The organism is Microtetraspora niveoalba (genome assembly GCF_001570405.1).
In the GTDB taxonomy this organism is placed as follows: Bacteria; Actinomycetota; Actinomycetes; order Streptosporangiales; family Streptosporangiaceae; genus Microtetraspora; species Microtetraspora niveoalba.
This window is the reverse complement of the sequence record NZ_BBYM01000047.1, coordinates 1-14,926: the sequence shown is the minus strand read 5'-3', so window position 1 is coordinate 14,926 and position 14,926 is coordinate 1. Positions and strand designations below refer to the sequence as shown.

The 14,926-nt window shown below is 72.8% G+C and carries 15 protein-coding genes; 7 read left to right on the top strand and 8 right to left on the bottom strand.

What is annotated here, in order from left to right:
• Nucleotides 1-24 precede the first annotated feature (24 nt).
• Nucleotides 25-723 carry a hypothetical protein gene (locus tag AWQ70_RS33755; RefSeq protein ID WP_067185636.1) on the top strand — a complete coding sequence of 233 codons (699 nt, stop codon included), beginning with the start codon at nt 25-27 and terminating at the stop codon, nt 721-723.
• Nucleotides 724-777: 54 nt separating this feature from the next.
• Nucleotides 778-2,304, top strand: coding sequence for an ATP-dependent DNA ligase (locus AWQ70_RS33750; RefSeq protein ID WP_067185634.1), 1,527 nt, complete (start codon nt 778-780; stop codon nt 2,302-2,304).
• A gap of 141 nt (nt 2,305-2,445) precedes the next feature.
• On the opposite strand, the gene AWQ70_RS33745 is transcribed toward AWQ70_RS33750, so the two are convergent.
• Nucleotides 2,446-2,991: a DUF1707 and DUF4870 domain-containing protein gene (locus AWQ70_RS33745; RefSeq protein WP_245647278.1), complete on the bottom strand. Its 546-nt coding sequence runs from the start codon at nt 2,989-2,991 to the stop codon at nt 2,446-2,448.
• Between the two features lie 430 nt (nt 2,992-3,421).
• Here AWQ70_RS33745 and AWQ70_RS33740 point away from each other — a divergent pair, with 430 nt between their 5' ends.
• Complete coding sequence (locus AWQ70_RS33740) at nt 3,422-3,775, top strand: hypothetical protein (protein WP_067185628.1); 354 nt, start codon at nt 3,422-3,424, stop codon at nt 3,773-3,775.
• A gap of 106 nt (nt 3,776-3,881) precedes the next feature.
• On the opposite strand, the gene AWQ70_RS33735 is transcribed toward AWQ70_RS33740, so the two are convergent.
• From AWQ70_RS33735 to AWQ70_RS33725, 3 genes are all read right to left on the bottom strand, one after another.
• Nucleotides 3,882-4,952, bottom strand: a complete 1,071-nt coding sequence (locus AWQ70_RS33735; RefSeq protein WP_067185626.1) for a DUF4192 domain-containing protein — start codon at nt 4,950-4,952, stop codon at nt 3,882-3,884.
• A 277-nt stretch (nt 4,953-5,229) separates the two neighbouring features.
• A complete protein-coding gene (locus AWQ70_RS33730; protein WP_067185624.1) occupies nt 5,230-6,006 on the bottom strand; it encodes an EI24 domain-containing protein in 777 nt (258 codons plus the stop codon).
• Nucleotides 6,007-6,065: 59 nt separating this feature from the next.
• The gene (locus tag AWQ70_RS33725; RefSeq protein WP_067185622.1) at nt 6,066-6,662 is read right to left on the bottom strand and encodes a Maf family protein; all 597 of its coding nucleotides are present in this window, start codon (nt 6,660-6,662) and stop codon (nt 6,066-6,068) included.
• A gap of 102 nt (nt 6,663-6,764) precedes the next feature.
• Here AWQ70_RS33725 and AWQ70_RS33720 point away from each other — a divergent pair, with 102 nt between their 5' ends.
• Complete coding sequence (locus AWQ70_RS33720) at nt 6,765-8,630, top strand: CASTOR/POLLUX-related putative ion channel (RefSeq protein ID WP_067185619.1); 1,866 nt, start codon at nt 6,765-6,767, stop codon at nt 8,628-8,630.
• 19 nt (nt 8,631-8,649) lie between these two features.
• On the opposite strand, the gene AWQ70_RS33715 is transcribed toward AWQ70_RS33720, so the two are convergent.
• The 4 genes from AWQ70_RS33715 to AWQ70_RS33700 all read right to left on the bottom strand — a co-directional run bounded on the left by AWQ70_RS33715 (nt 8,650) and on the right by AWQ70_RS33700 (nt 12,209).
• Nucleotides 8,650-9,141, bottom strand: a complete 492-nt coding sequence (locus AWQ70_RS33715) for a DUF1269 domain-containing protein (protein ID WP_067185617.1) — start codon at nt 9,139-9,141, stop codon at nt 8,650-8,652.
• Nucleotides 9,142-9,192: 51 nt separating this feature from the next.
• Complete coding sequence (locus AWQ70_RS33710; protein WP_067185611.1) at nt 9,193-10,137, bottom strand: hypothetical protein; 945 nt, start codon at nt 10,135-10,137, stop codon at nt 9,193-9,195.
• Between the two features lie 108 nt (nt 10,138-10,245).
• Nucleotides 10,246-10,923: a peptidyl-tRNA hydrolase gene (locus AWQ70_RS33705; RefSeq protein ID WP_084518102.1), complete on the bottom strand. Its 678-nt coding sequence runs from the start codon at nt 10,921-10,923 to the stop codon at nt 10,246-10,248.
• Entirely contained in the window at nt 10,920-12,209 is a 1,290-nt protein-coding gene (locus tag AWQ70_RS33700) for an MFS transporter (RefSeq protein ID WP_245647277.1), read from the bottom strand. Before AWQ70_RS33700 ends, AWQ70_RS33705 begins: the two co-directional genes overlap by 4 nt.
• Nucleotides 12,210-12,280: 71 nt before the next feature.
• On the opposite strand from AWQ70_RS33700, the gene AWQ70_RS33695 reads away from it, so the two are divergent.
• The 3 genes from AWQ70_RS33695 to AWQ70_RS33685 all read left to right on the top strand — a co-directional run.
• Nucleotides 12,281-13,291: a GlxA family transcriptional regulator gene (locus AWQ70_RS33695; protein WP_067185604.1), complete on the top strand. Its 1,011-nt coding sequence runs from the start codon at nt 12,281-12,283 to the stop codon at nt 13,289-13,291.
• Nucleotides 13,292-13,334: 43 nt separating this feature from the next.
• The gene (locus AWQ70_RS33690) at nt 13,335-13,991 is read left to right on the top strand and encodes an ABC transporter ATP-binding protein (RefSeq protein WP_067185602.1); all 657 of its coding nucleotides are present in this window, start codon (nt 13,335-13,337) and stop codon (nt 13,989-13,991) included.
• The coding region (locus AWQ70_RS33685) for a DUF6297 family protein (RefSeq protein ID WP_245647276.1) at nt 13,988-14,926 on the top strand (939 nt) is incomplete at its 3' end. The genes AWQ70_RS33690 and AWQ70_RS33685, both read left to right, overlap by 4 nt.

Below are 14,926 nucleotides of genomic sequence, written 5' to 3'. Positions count from 1 at the left end.
CCGAGCGGACCCCTCGCGCGGATCATGGCCCTGTGGCCGATCCGGCTCTGGCGCGATCGCGTGACCCGGTCGCTCGCGATCGCGTACCCGCTGTGCTGCGCTGTCGTGCTCTACGCGGGAGGGCGTCCGGACTACGTGGCGGGGCTGCTCCTGCTGTTCTTCACCGCCGGGTGCGCGCCCACGGTGGAATGGGTCGCCGGACGGGCCCGGCGGCGCACCCTCGTCACGGCCGCGGTCGTCCTGGGCGCGGTCTCCAACATCGTCTTCGCCCTGCCGGCCGTCCCGGCCGAGTCCCTGCGCGGCACCCCGGTCGCGGTGGCGAACGAGGTCGCCCGCGAGTCGGTCGGCTGGCCGGGCTTCGCCACCCAGGTGGCCGCCGTCGTACGCGCGCTTCCGGCGGAGGACCGGGCGCGCGCCGTGCTGCTCGCCGCCAACTATGGCGAGGCCGGCGCGCTCGACCGGTGGTCCGGAGAGTACGGCCTGCCCCCGGTGCACAGCCCGCACAACGAGCTCTACTGGTGGGGGCCGCCGCGCGAGACGGCCCGCGTCGCGGTCGTGGTGGGCGCCCCGTCGTCCTTCCTGACCGGGCGGTTCGCCCGCTGCGACCAGGTCGCGTCCATCGACGGCACGGCCGGAGAGGAGCAGGGCGTGCCCGTCACCGTCTGCCGCGACCCGGTGACGTCGTGGGCCGCCCTGTGGCCTGAGCTGCGCCACTACAGCTGACCCACCGGCCCCCCGGGATGGGCAAAGGGAGGCGCCGTAAGGCAGGATGACGATGTGTTGCTGATCGACCTTGCCCGGACGTCGGCGGCGGTGGCGGCGGACTCGTCGCGGCTGGCCAAGATCACCCACCTGGCCGAGCTGCTCGCCAGGGTGGGGCCCGGCGAAGCCGAGATCGCGATCTCCTACCTGTCCGGCGAGATCCCGCAGCGCCAGATCGGCGTCGGCCCGCGCACCCTCAGCGAGGCCCCCGAGCCGCGCCAGATCGCCACCGCCACCCTCACCCAGGTCGACTCCTTCTTCGAACGCATCAAGGCGCAGTCCGGTCCCGGGTCGCAGTCGGCGCGCAAGGCGCTCATCGACGACCTCTTCAGCGCCGCGACCCGCCAGGAGCAGTCCTTCCTGAGGCGGCTGATCCGCGGCGAGCTGCGCCAGGGCGCGCTCGACGGCGTGATGATCGAGGCCCTCGCCAAGGCCGCGGGCGTCCCGGCCACCGAGATCAGACGGGCGCTGACGCTGCGCGGCTGGCTGCCCGCCGTGGGCGCCGCCGCGCTACGCGGCGGGGTCGAGGAACTGCGGGCGTTCCACCTGGAGGTCGGGCGGCCGGTCTCCCCCATGCTCGCGCAGAGCGCGCCGTCGGTGACCGCCGCGCTGGAGAAGGTCGGCGTCCCGGCGGCTCTCGAGTGGAAACTCGACGGCGTACGCGTCCAGGCCCACCGCTCCGGCGACCGGGTCGGCGTCTTCACCCGCACCTTGGAGGAGATCACCGCCCAGGTCCCGGAGCTGGTCGAGGCGCTGCTCCTGCTGCCGGACCGCGACCTCGTGCTCGACGGCGAGGTCATCGCCCTGCGTCCCGACGGGCGGCCCGAGCCGTTCCAGGTCACCTCCGGCCGGGTCGCGAACAGGACCGACGTCGAGGCCGCCCGCGCCGCGGTTCCGCTGAGCGTGTTCTTCTTCGACGCCCTCCGGCTGGGGGGCGCCGACCTGCTCGACCTGCCCGCCGAGGAGCGGCACGCGGCGCTGGCCACCGCCGTACCCGCCGGGCTCCTCACGCCGCGCCTGGTCACGGCCGACGCGGAGGCGGGCGAGGCGTTCTTCGCCGACGCCGTACGGCACGGCCACGAGGGCGTGGTGGTCAAGTCCCTCCAGACGCCGTACGCGGCGGGCAGGCGCGGAGCCGGGTGGGTGAAGGTGAAACCCCGGCACACCCTCGACCTGGTCGTGCTGGCGGCCGAGTGGGGCAGCGGGCGGCGCGAGGGCTGGCTCTCCAACCTGCACCTGGGCGCGCTCGACCCGGAGACCGGCGGTTTCGTCATGCTGGGCAAGACCTTCAAGGGACTCACCGATGAGCTGCTCACCTGGCAGACGGAGCAGTTCCTCCGCCTGGCGGAGGGGCCGGCCGACGGCTGGGTGGTCAAGGTCAAGCCCGAGCTGGTGGTGGAGATCGCCTTCGACGGGGTGCAACGTTCGACCCGCTATCCGGGCGGGATGGCCCTGCGCTTCGCGCGTGTGCTGCGCTACCGGCCGGACAAGCGCCCCGAGGAGGCCGACACGGTGGCCACGCTCAACGCCCTCATGCCCTGACCCGCCTCCGCTCGGGCGGCGCGATGGCGTTTCCACAGGAACACGACGGCCGCGAGGCAGGACAGGACGTCGGCCGCTCCCAGGAGGGCGGGAAGGATCCGGTCCTCGACGTCCGGCACTCCCCCATCCGGCGGCCGGGCGTCACTTCACGAGGCGGACCGTCAGGGGGTAGCGGAAGTCGCCCCCGGCGACGGCCGATACCCCGCCGACGACGGCGAGCACGAAGCCCAGGACCCACAGGAACGGGATGAGCACCACCCCGATCACGGTGAAGGGCAGCAGCATCGTCGCCCCCAGCACCGTGAGGTGGAAGTTCAGCGACTCGACCGCGTGCCTCCTGATGAACGGCGACGTGCGGCCCGCCGTCAGCAGCATGATCAGCGGGCCGACCACGAACAGGCCGCACAGCGTCAGCAGGTGGGCCGCGGCGCCGCCGACCCGGTCGCCTCCGTCGGCGGGCCCTGCGTCGCCGTACCCCGCCCTCGGGGCGTAGCCGGCGGCGCGCGGATGCCGGCCGGGCGGCGGGGCGGGCGGCACGTACGCGGCGGCGCGGGAGCCGTACAGGTCGTCCATGATCGGGATCAGGTCGGCGTGCGTGCGAGCGGTCATCGCCTGGTGCAGCCGCTCGTCCATCTCGAACTTCTCCAGCCGGCCCTCGGCATAGGCGGCCTTGACGTGCTCGACCACCTGGTCACGGTCGTGGTTCGTGACCCTCAGGTCGGGATGGATTGGCGTGCGCCCGGACCAGGATGGTGTCGCTGCCGCCGGCATGAATGCCCTACCTCCGTCGATGTCGCGCCCGTCCCCGACGCCGTTGGCACGGGACGGACACGACCTGCCTGCCTTTCCTTCGAGTCTGCCTCGCCGCCCGGGCGGCAGGGCATCTCACCCTCCATCCTCGACGGCGCCTCCGGCGCGGTCCATCGGGGATCTCCCCTACGTCTCCCCCGATAACCCCCGATCCCCGGCCTTCCGATCCTCTGTCGCCCCCGCGTTCGGGTCCCGGGGATCGGCCTGAAACGGCTATGCGCCGCCCTCGCTACCGATACGAAGAAGAGCCCTCGCCGACATTCCGGTAGGCCGCCGAAATGACGGTCGGGAACTGTATATAAGGGGTATGAGATGGCGAGATCGTTACGGCATCAGGCGACTACGCGGACACCGCGTCGCCAAATTCGACCGGGAAGCCACGGATGAGGACATCGAGGCCCTGATCGCGTTCGCCCGGTCGCGGCGGGGCGTCGAGTTCTACGTGGAACCGGAGACGTTCGCGACCGACACCACGGCCGTCGCCGTGGCGCACGACGGCGAATGGACCCGCCGCCGGGTCGGGTCGCCGGCCGTCATCGGCAGGGTCGCCCGCGATCTCGCGCTCCCTGTGTACGACGTGCAGCTCACCGGTTATCCCGCCCGGATGCGTGCCTACAACGAGCGCCGCCGCGAGCAGGAACGTCGTCAGGCCGAGTCGTGATGAGGAACGCGAGGACGGCCGCGTCCCGGCTGAGCCCAGCCGACCTGCCGGTTCCGGCACGTGCGGCGGGCCGCACCGCCGGAGCGGTTGGAACAGCGGGCGGGGGTCATCCGGCCAGCAGGGACGGTTCGTCACCGAGCCGGGCGAGCAACGGCACCAGCCAGCTCATCCTCGGCGGGCCCATCTGCGCGTCCAACTCGTCCGGCGTCGGCATGCGCTGACGCATCGCATCGGGCGGCAGCAGATGCCGCAGCGCCTGGCACAGCAGGTTCGCCATCGAGTACGCCGGGTCCGCGGCCAGCGCCCGCTCCAGCGCCAGGCCGGCGAGCGCGCAGTCCCCGCCGTGCCACGTCGCCGCAGCGAGCAGGGAGGCCGCCGGGGCCACGAAGCGCGGCTCCAGACGCCGGGTGAGATCCCGCCACAGGGCGACATGGGCGTCCCCGTGGTCGATCAGCGCCCACGCCTCGTCCCGGACGCGGACGACCATCAGGTCGAGGCCGAGCCGCGCGGCCTCCTCGTCGGTGAGGCGTCCGCCGGAGTCGTAACGGTCGATCGCCGCCCGGACCCGGGCCAGCCCTGACGAAACGAACGCGGCGGCGGCCTCGTCGGGGCGGTCCGCCGCTGTCAGCAGCGTGCGCGTCTCGGCGGTGACCCTGCGGGTGGCCTGCCCCATCGCCACCCGGACGAGCCCGCCGTACGGCTCGACGGAGCAGGCGAGACTGCGCCGATCGGGCAGCGCGACCAGACCGTGCAGGACGGCCTCGGCGGCGACGCGGCCGGACACCGGATCGTACGGCGTTCCCTCGGGCGGGCAGCAGTCCGCCTGGGCGCAGACATAGGACCAGTAGCGCCCGGCGTCGGCGCGCAGCGCCTCGACGATCTCGATGCCGGCCTCACGGAGCAACCGGGAGGCCGCGTCGATCGCGGGGGTCACGAGGGCGGCCGGGCCGTACCCGGCGAGGACGGCCGTGGTGACGGGCTCGCGCCGCAGCAGCGCGGTCAGCGGATCGAGGGCATCCGGCTCGATCGGCAGGTCCCACCGCGTGGTCACCCGCAGCACGCCGCCGGAGAAGACCGCCACGACGAGGCTGTCCCGCGGGTGGAAACCGAGCAGGTACGGCACGGCCGCGAGGATGTCGGCGGGGCTGGCGAGCACGAGCGTCGAGATGGAGGTCATGGACCGAGAGCGTCGCCGACGCGCGCCCTCGCCGACCGGCCCGAACCACGTTCTGGGGATATCGGTCCCCCTGTGGAAGAACTGCGGACGACAACCGCGGGCGACGGGCCACGGCCACAACCACGACCGCTTGCGACGACCGCGGGCGACGGGCCGCGCGAGAACCGCTCCCAGCCGCACCAGCGCCGACGACGCCGCGGCGTGCCGGAGAACCGGTTCCGCGGCGCGGAGGTTCGTCAGGCGGCGGGCGGAGGGAGCAGCCGCTCGCGCAGGTTCGTCAGGCGGCGGGCGGAGGGAGCAGCCGCTCGCGCACCAGGATCGCGGCGCCCGCCACCGCCGCCGGCATCAGCACGACCGCGACGAGGGGCACCATGAAGGCCAGGAAGAGGAGCACGCCGAAGCCGAGAGTCGCCCCCTTGTCGCCGCGCAGCAGGGCGAACCGCTCCTTGCGCGCGATGCCGCGCCGTTCGAGCGGCAGGGCGGTCAGCTCCACGCTCAGGAAGAAGCCGGAGACGATCGCGCCGAGGACGGGCACCACCGTCTGGCCGATGACCGGCACGAAGCCGAGCACGAACAGCGGGATCGTGAACAGCAGCACGTAGTAGAGGGTGACGATGCTGTCGCGGATCGACCGTCCCAGCGACCGCCAGAAGGGCATTTCGACGGCGTCGGGAAGTCCGCCGAGATCCTCCTCGACCTTCTCCGACAACTTCTCGTAGAACGGCTCGCCGATGGCGAGGGTCACCGCCGCGTAGGTGAGGACCGCGAGCGCGAGGCCGGCCACGAAGATCAGGATGCCGACGAGGGTGCGGAAGGCGTCCCGCCAGCCCCAGTCGTCCGCGAACGGGGTCGCCCACTCGGCGAGGCCACCGGCGTGCGTTCCGAGCCACACCAGGGCGAAGGCGTACAGAACGAACGCGATCAGCGCGGGGATGAGGCCGAAGAGCCACCAGCGGGGATGCCGCGCGACCCATCCGAGCCCCCTGAAGGCACAGCCGACGCCCGTCAGGAGACCTCCGGCCTCTCGCCGGGCCGGCCGTACGATGTCGTTCATGTCCGGCAGGCTAGCGCCTCCGATCATGCGCCGCGATCTCGCTCACGCCTCTCGCGGCGTCAGCCCGCCTCCGTCCAGAGGCTCGTGACGGGGACGCCGACCTCCGCGAGCAGGCGGCGGAGCAGCGGGAGGGAGATCCCGAGGACGTTGCCGTGGTCGCCGTCGATGCCGTCCACGAACCAGCCGCCGAGGCCGTCGAGGGTGAACGCGCCCGCCACCTTCAACGGCTCTCCGCTGGCGACGTAGGCGGAGATCTCCTCGTCGGTGGGGGCGCCGAACCGGACGACAGTCACGCCGACGTCGGCGGCCCTGCGTCCCGACGCCACGTCGATCACGCAGTGGCCGGTGAGCAGGCGACCGGTCCTCCCCCGCATCGACCTCCAGCGCGACACGGCGTCCTCCGGCGAGGAGGGCTTGCCGTACGCGACACCGTCGAGCTCGAGGACGGAGTCGCAACCGACGACGAGGCCCTCGTCGAGAGAGGCCGCGACGACGTCGGCCTTGGCCTGCGCGAGGGCCAGGCAGAGCGCGGCGGGGGTCTCGGCCGTGACGGCCTCCTCGTCCACACCGCTGACGATCACTTTGGGATCGAGCCCGGCGGCACGCAGGACGCCGAGTCGGGCCGGGGAGGCGGAGGCGAGGACGAGTTCGGTCACGGGACCCGAGTCTAGTGTCGCGTTCGTGTATGCCGGGGCCGCCGAGACCGGTACCTTTTCCGATCATTGATCCGCTCATTGAGGGACTTTCGGGAGATTTCGGTGGCGAGGGCGACGATCCGGGAACGGCTGCGCTACTGGTTCGACGGCACGATGGCGAAGGGCACGGTGGCGCTCATCGGCTGGCTGGGACTCGCGTCGCTCGGGCTGATCCTCACCGTCTCCGGCCTGACCCTGTGGCTCACGCCGGACGAGGTGTTCGAGCACGCCGGACTGCCGGGGGTGTTGTGGATGACGCTGGTCCGCGCCCTCAGCCCCGGCAAGATCGCCAGCGACTCGGGGACCGCGCCCTTCCTCGCCCTGATGCTCGTCGCCTCGCTCGGCGGCATCTTCATCGTGAGCACGCTGGTCGGCGTGTTGTCCAACGGGCTCAAGGGCAAGATCGAGGAGCTGCGCAAGGGGCGGTCGCGCATCATCGAGAGCGGCCACACGGTGATCCTCGGCTGGTCGGAGCAGGTCTTCACGATCGTGGGCGAACTGGTGAAGGCGCACGCCAGCCAGCGCGGGTCGGTCATCGCCATCCTGGCTGACCATGACAAGCCGGGCATGGAGGAGGCGATCAGGATCAAGGTGGGCGACACCGGACGGACCCGGCTGGTCTGCCGCACCGGCCGCCCGACCGAACCGGCGGACCTCGACCTGATGAGCCTGGAGACGGCCAGGAGCGTCGTGGTGCTCTCGCCGCAGGGCGACGACCCGGACGCCCAGGTCATCAAGACCCTGCTCGCGCTGGCGAAGCGCGAGGGCGACCACTCCCCCGTCGTGGCCGCCCTCACCTCGTCGCGGAACATGGCGGCGGCGCGCCTCGCGGGCGGCCCCCGCGTCCACCTGGTCGACTCCGACGACACCGCGTCCCGGCTCATCGTCCAGTCGTCCCGGCAGTCGGGCATGTCGGTCGTCTGCATGGACCTGCTCGACTTCGACGGCGGGGAGGTCTACCTGCGGCCCGAGCCGTCCCTCGCCGGCCTGACGTACGGCGAGGCGCTCGGCGCGTACCGGACGGCGACCGTCATCGGGCTGCGCTCGGCGGGGAAGGTGGTGCTCAACCCGCCGGCGAACACGGTGATCGGAGCGGGCGACGAGGTCATCCTGATCGCCGACGACGACTCGCTGATCCGCCTCGGCGACGCCGCGGCCCCGGTGGAGGAGGACCGCGTCGCCGCCGTCGCGCACGAGCGGCCCGGCCCGGAGCGGACACTGCTGCTCGGCTGGAACGGCAGGGCGCCCCAGATCGTGCGCTATCTCGACGGCTACGTCCCCGAGGGGTCGACGATCGACGTCGCCAGCGACCACCCGGACGCGGGAAGCGGCCTCACCGGCCTGGCCAGGCTCACCGTGAACGCCAAGGAGTGCGACATCACCGACAGGTACGCGCTGGAGTCGCTGGGCGCCGGGCTCTACCAGCACGTGATCGTGCTCTCCGACGACAGGTACGACCCCCGTCACGCGGACACGCGCACCCTGATGACGTTGCTCCAGTTGCGCGACATCCAGTCCACGCTCGGGGAGCGGTACTCGATCGTCAGCGAGATGCACGACGAGAACAACCGCGCGCTCGCCGAGGTCGCGCGGGCCGACGACATCGTGATCAGCGACACGGTCATCGGCCTCCTCGTCGCGCAGCTCGCGGAGAACCCGCGTCTGGCCGACGTGTTCGGCTATCTCTTCGACTCCAAGGGGTCGGAGCTCTATCCGCGTCCGGCGGAGGACTACGTGACCCCCGGGGAGCCGGTCAGGTTCGCGACCGTGATCGAGTCGGCCCGGCGGCGCGGCGAGACGGCGATCGGCTACCGGCTCGCCTCCGCGGTCAACGAGCCGCCCAGGTACGGCGTCGTGCTGAACCCGGACAAGGACCGCCCGGTCGCGTTCGCGCCCGGCGACGCGGTGATCGTGCTCGCCGAGCGCTGAACGCCCGATCCGAGGAGACTCAGTGGTGGGCGCCGGCGAGCGCCTGGCGCAGGTTCTCCTCGGCCTGGTTGGACAGAGAGGTGTGGATGATCTTGCCGCCGTAGGGCGAGATCTGCGGGATGACCTTGTCCGGGGTGCTCTGGGTGACGAGCACGAACAGGGCGGCGGAGCCGGGCTTCAGTTCCTCGCCGACCTGCTTCATGAACTTGTCGTCCACGCCGACGTCGGTCATCGCCCCGGCCGCCGCGCCCGTCGCCGCGCCCACGGCCATGCCGATGAGCGGCATGAAGAAGATGAGCCCGATCAGGCCGCCCCAGAGCGCGCCTCCCATGGCGCCGACGCCGGTCGTGCTGGTGGACTGGTGCAGCTTGATCTTGCCGTCCTTGGTCCGCTCCGCGACCGCCGCGTCGGCGAGAGTGATCAGCTTCTGCTTCTGCAGTTCGAAGAGCTTGTCCCGCACGGTGTTCGCGGTGGTGACGTCGTCGTACGCGACGGCGATCAGATTCGACATATCGATCCCCCCGTTTCGGATGGCCGTAATCATCCCCCGGAGGATCGCCCTTTAAAGCATGCGAATTCGCGACATAACGGTATTAATGTCGCGCCAGTGCTTCCTCTGGGTGTCGGGGATGGTCATGAACACCAACGCGGGCTTGTCCCTGGGCACGTCGACCAGGGCCAGGGCCGCCATGGCCTTACGCTTCTTGCCCTTGATCGTGTAGTTCACGGTGTAGCCGAGCAGCCAGCCGTCCCGCTCGCCGACCGCGATGGGCTGCGACGCCGTCCAGGCGATCGTGGCCCCGGACGGATGGTGGTTCAGCGTCCACCGGGCGGCCAGGAAGGCGGTGTCCCGGACGTTCGCCTGCACCGGGATCGGCACCGGGCAGGACACCAGGAGGCCGCGGAAGGCCGTGCCCTTGATCTTGGGCAGCACCTGGCGGCTGGCGAAGGGGTTCGCCGAGGCCAACTTCCACGTCTTGGCGAAGCGCGGGAAGGCGACTCCCGACCGGTCGTCCTTCAACGCGCCCCGCACCGGTGCGGCCCGGCCGTACAGCCGGCCGAGGCGGCGGTCCTGTTCGGGCAGCTCGGGGACCCGCGGATCGGACAGCGCGGCCTGCATGACCGCCGTGACGGCCACGGTTCCGGGTGAAGGAGCCGCGGTCGCGGGGGTGGTCGCCGAGGACCCCTGGGGAGACGCGAGGGGCGAGGCCGCGGGCGAGCCCGCCGACGGGCTCGTCTCCGGGACTGCCGCGGTGCCGTTCACGGCGGGGAGGCTGGGAGCCGCCGCCGTTCTGGCGGGAGCGGCCGCGGGCGCGGTGTCGTCGCCGCCGTTCAGCACGAGGAACCCTCCGACGCCCGCCGCCACGACGGCGGCCGCCGCCACCGCGAGCAGTCGGTAGACGGTGCGCATCGGCAGGTCGCCCACCCCCTTGCCCGAACCGGAGGGCGGCGAGGGCGGGGGGACCACGATCTTCGGCAGCGGCGACGTCTCCGCCTCGGCCGCCACGTATGTCGGAACCGCTTTCGTCCCATTGTCCCCAGGTGACACGATCGGGAGCGTACGGCATATCGCGGTATTTCGGGCGCGATCCCCATCACACTTCGGGAACGAGGATTATGTGGCGCGCAGCGGCCCCCAGCCCTCCGGGCGGAAGCCGCCCAGCCGCAGCCAGGGCGCGTCCGCGACGACCGTGACCGAGCCCGGCTCGATCTCCGTGAAGCCGGCGTCCCGCACCACCGGGAGACCGCTGTCCACCAGCGACGCCCACAGCTCGGGGGACGCGGTGCGCACCGCCGCGCCCAGTCCCTTGCCGCGCCATTCCTCCCTGGCCCGCTCGTCACTGCCCCACCAGGCGAGCTGGGCGCCGTGTCCCGCCTGCGCCATCGCCTTGCCCGCGCTCATCTCCAGATGGGGGTTCACCCAGAGGATCGCCCCCGCCCGATCCGGGCTGTCCGGAACGCGAGAATCGGTCAGATCGGTGCCGGACACCTGGAGCCGCTGGAGATCTCTCGGCCAGTCGTCGAGCGGCACCGGCGGATGGACACGCACCTCCGCCGTACGCGCCTCGACCGTGAAGCCGGGCAGGGCGAGGACGCGGCGCCACTCCGCGCCGCGTGCCCGGCGTACCACCTTCCTGATGCCGATGCGCTCCCACTGGGCGATCGGCTCGGCCCATTCGTCCTGGTCGAGCAGGCTCAGCACGGCGTGCGCCGCCGCTTCGAGCGCGTCGGTGCGCTCAGGGGGAGCGGCGCGTTCGATCCGGACAACGAGGGGGAGGACCCACTGGTTCATCCGACCAGGATCCCAGCCCGGCGCGTCTCGCTCACCCGGCGGGCGATCCGCGCGGACATCAGCGCGGCGGCCAGGCACAACACGCCCGCGCCGTACCAGGCGAGGTCGTAGTTCCCGAGGTGGTCGCGCGTCACCCCTGCGAGGGTCGCGGCGAACGCGGCGCCGACCTGGTGGGAGGCGAACACCCAGCCGAACACGATCGCGCCGTCCGCGCCGAAGATCCTGCGGCACAGCGCGACCGTGGGCGGCACGGTCGCCACCCAGTCCAGGCCGTAGAAGATGATGAACACCAGCATGCTCGGCTGCGCCGTCGCCGCGAACAGCCCCGGCAGGACCAGCAGGGACAACCCGCGCAGCGCGTAGTACACCACCAGCAGGAGCCGGGCGTCGATCCGGTCGCTCAGCCAGCCGGAGAGCACGGTCCCCACGACGTCGAAGACGCCCACGGCCGCGAGCAGCCCGGCCGCCGTGGTCTCGGGCATCCCGTGGTCGTGCGCGGCCGGGATGAAATGCGTGCCGACCAGGCCGTTCGTGCTCGCCCCGCAGATGGCGAAGCCTCCGGCGAGGTACCAGAACGACCGGGTGCGGGCGGCGTCGCGCAACACCCGCAGCGCGCGGGCCGCCGCGCCTCCCCCTGCCGGGCGCACCCGCGGCGGCGCGTCGGGCGCGGCGCCGTACGGCCGCAGGCCGACCTCTTCCGGGGTGTCCCGAAGCAGGAACCACACCAGCGGCACCACCGCCAGCGCGCACGCGGCCACGGCCAGCGCCGCCGCCCGCCAGCCCGACATCTCGACCAGGTGCGCCAGCACGGGCAGGAAGACGAGCTGGCCGGTGGCCCCGCCCGCCGTGAGCACGCCGGTGACCAGCCCGCGGTGCCGTACGAACCAGCGGTCGGTCACGGTGGCGACGAACACGAGGGCCATGGAGCCGGTGCCGAGCCCGACGAGCACGCCCCAGCACAACACGAGCTGCCAGCTCGCGGTCATGAACACGGTGACGCCGCTGCCGGCCGCCACGAGGGTGAGGGCTGCGGACACGACCGAGCGCATGCCGAACCGGTCCATCAGGGCGGCCGCGAACGGCGCGGTGAGGCCGAAGAGCATCAGGTTCACCGATACGGCGAGCCCGATCGTGCCCCTGGTCCAGCCGAACTCCTCCTGGAGCGGCGTGATGAACACCCCCGGCGTCGCCCGGAAACCCGCCGCGCCGATGATGGCGACGAGGGCGACGGCCGCCACGATCCAGGCGCGGTGCGGGCGCCTGCTCCCCAATCCTCTGAACGTCACCCGGACATCATGGTGTGGCGAAATGTCCGATCACGAGTGGCCTGAAAGCCAATATATGAAAGAATCGGGCCATGTACGGCGCGACACCTCCGAACCGGACCAAGGACGACGACCCGGCGGAGCGACGGCATCGCATCGTGATCGTCGCCCTCGACGACTTCGCGCCCCTCGACCTCGGCGTCCCCGGGCAGGTCTTCCTCGTGGCGGAGGACCCGACGGGACAGAGCTTCTACGAGATCACGACCTGCTCGCCGGGCGGGGCGCCCGTACGCGGCTCCGCCGGATACCGCGTGCTGCCCGACCACGACCTCGACGTGCTGGAGACGGCCGACACCGTCATCGTCCCCGGCGTCCACGGCGGGTCCGCGCTCACCGACGGCACGATCGACGACGGGCTGCGCTCCGCGCTCCGGGCGGCGGCGGGACGGTCCCGGCTGGTGTCGATCTGCACCGGAGCGTTCGTCCTCGCCGCGGCCGGCCTGCTCGACGGGCGTCCGGCGACCACGCACTGGCGCAACGCCCGCCGCTTCCGGCGGCTCTTCCCGCTGGTACGGCTCGACCCCGACGTGCTGTTCATCGACGACGGCGACATTCTCACGTCCGCGGGGGTCGCCTCCGGGATCGACCTCTGCCTGCACGTGGTGCGCCGTGACCACGGGAGCGAGGTGGCCAACCGGGCGGCCCGCAGATGCGTGACACCGCCGTTCAGAGAGGGCGGCCAGGCGCAGTACATCGAACGCCCGCTGCCGGCTCCCGGCGGCGCCGGCACGGCTCCGACCCGGGCCTGGATGCTGGAACGGCTGCACGAGCCGGTCGACCTGGCCGAGCTGGCCGCGCACGCCAGGATGAGCGTGCGCACGTTCACCCGCAGGTTCCGGGAGGAGACGGGGCTCAGCCCGTCCCGCTGGCTGACCGGACGCCGGGTGGAGCAGGCCAGGCACCTGCTGGAGACCACCGACCTCTCGGTGGACGAGATCGCCAGGCAGGCCGGGTTCGGCACCTCCGTGTCGCTGCGCCAGCACCTGCACGCGGCGGTCGGCGTCGCCCCGCTCGCGTATCGCCAGACGTTCCGGGCACGCTGACGACGGGCGCTCCGGACCGCCGCGTCTTGACTAGGCTCGGGGAGTGCGTGAGCCGATCATCGATGTCCAGGACCTTCACGTCGAGCTGGGGGCCAATCCCGTCCTCCGTGGAGTCGACCTCATGGTGTACGAGACCGAGATCGTCGCGGTGGCGGGCGAGAACGGGACGGGCAAGTCCACCCTCGTGCGCTGCCTGGCCGGTCTGCGGCCGCCCACGTCCGGGAAGGTCGCCGTCTTCGGCTCGCCGCCCGCGGACGACGCGGAGTTCTGGCGCTCCGTCGCCCTGGTCGCCGCCGAACCGGCGTGGTACCCGGGGCTGACCGTGCGCGAGCACGTCGAGCTGGTCAGGGTCACCCACACACCGGCGGACGGCGCCCTGCCCGACGTCGACGAGGTCCTCGACCGCTGCGGCCTCACCGAACGCGCCGACGCCGTCCCGCTCAACCTCTCCAACGGCCAGCGGCAGCGGCTGTGCCTGGCCACCGCGCTGGTGCGGCCCAGCCGGCTGCTCCTGCTGGACGAGCCCGAGCAGGGGCTCGACTCCGCCTTCCGCGCACGGCTGGCCGCGATGCTGATCGAGTACGCCCGGGGCGGGGGCACCGTCGTCATGGTCACCCACGATCCCGGCCTCATCGAGGCCACCGGCGCGCGGCACACCGTCCTGTCCTCCGGCCTGCTGGCCACCGGAGCCGTGCGATGAACGCCGTCGCCGCCGCCCGGGAGATCATCCGCGCCCCTCGGGGCAGGCGCGCACGCACCTGGCAGGACCGCTACACGCTGGTGTTCGCCGTCGTCCTGCTGGGTGCCATCGCCGCCCAGCAGATGTCGCAGGTGTGGGACGGCCTGCTGGCCCCGGTCGCCGCCGCGGATCCGGTCGCGATCGGCGCCGGGCTCACCCTCGTCGTCCTCGCGTACGCCGGGCTGATGGCCCTGGCGCGCTTCGCGGGACCGATCGCGGTCTCCCCGCCGGACGCCGCCTGGCTGGTGCCGTCGCCGCTGGCCCGGCGCGCCGTGCTGCGGCCGGCCGCGTTGCGGCTGCTGGTCGTGTCGGCCGTCGCCGGAGCGGTGCTCGGCGTCGCCGCCCTGGCCGTGCTCGGAGTGCCGGACCTCGCCGCGCTCCGGTTGACGGGCGCCGTGGTCGCCGGCGTCGCCGCGTGCGTCGGCGGGGCCGCCCTGGCCGTACTGGCGCAGCGTTCGGGCCCGGAGTCGGACTGGCTGGGCGTCGCGCTCGCCGTGCTCGGGGCCCTCGCGATCGTGGCCGGGCTCGCGGCCTCCAGCGGCGCGGTGCCGCCCCTGCGCTCGCTGCTCATCGCGCTCCCCCGCGTCCCGGCGGGCGCGGTGGTCGCCGCGGCCGCGGCCGCCTTCCTCGCCGCGACCGGCCTCGCCGTACGGGCCTGGCGGGCGTTGGCGGACTTCCCCGCCCGGACGGTGATCGCCTCCTCGGCGCGGACGGGGCAGGCGGCGGGCGCGATCGTCACGCTGGAGCCGGCGCTGCTCACATGGATCGCCGAGGACAACCACTGGCGCGCCCGGCGGCTGCGGTCGCGGCCCTGGCCGCTGCTGCCCGCGCCCCTCGCGGTCGCCTGGGTGGAGGCGCGCCGACTCGGCCGGCGCCGCGGCCGGCTGGCGGCACTC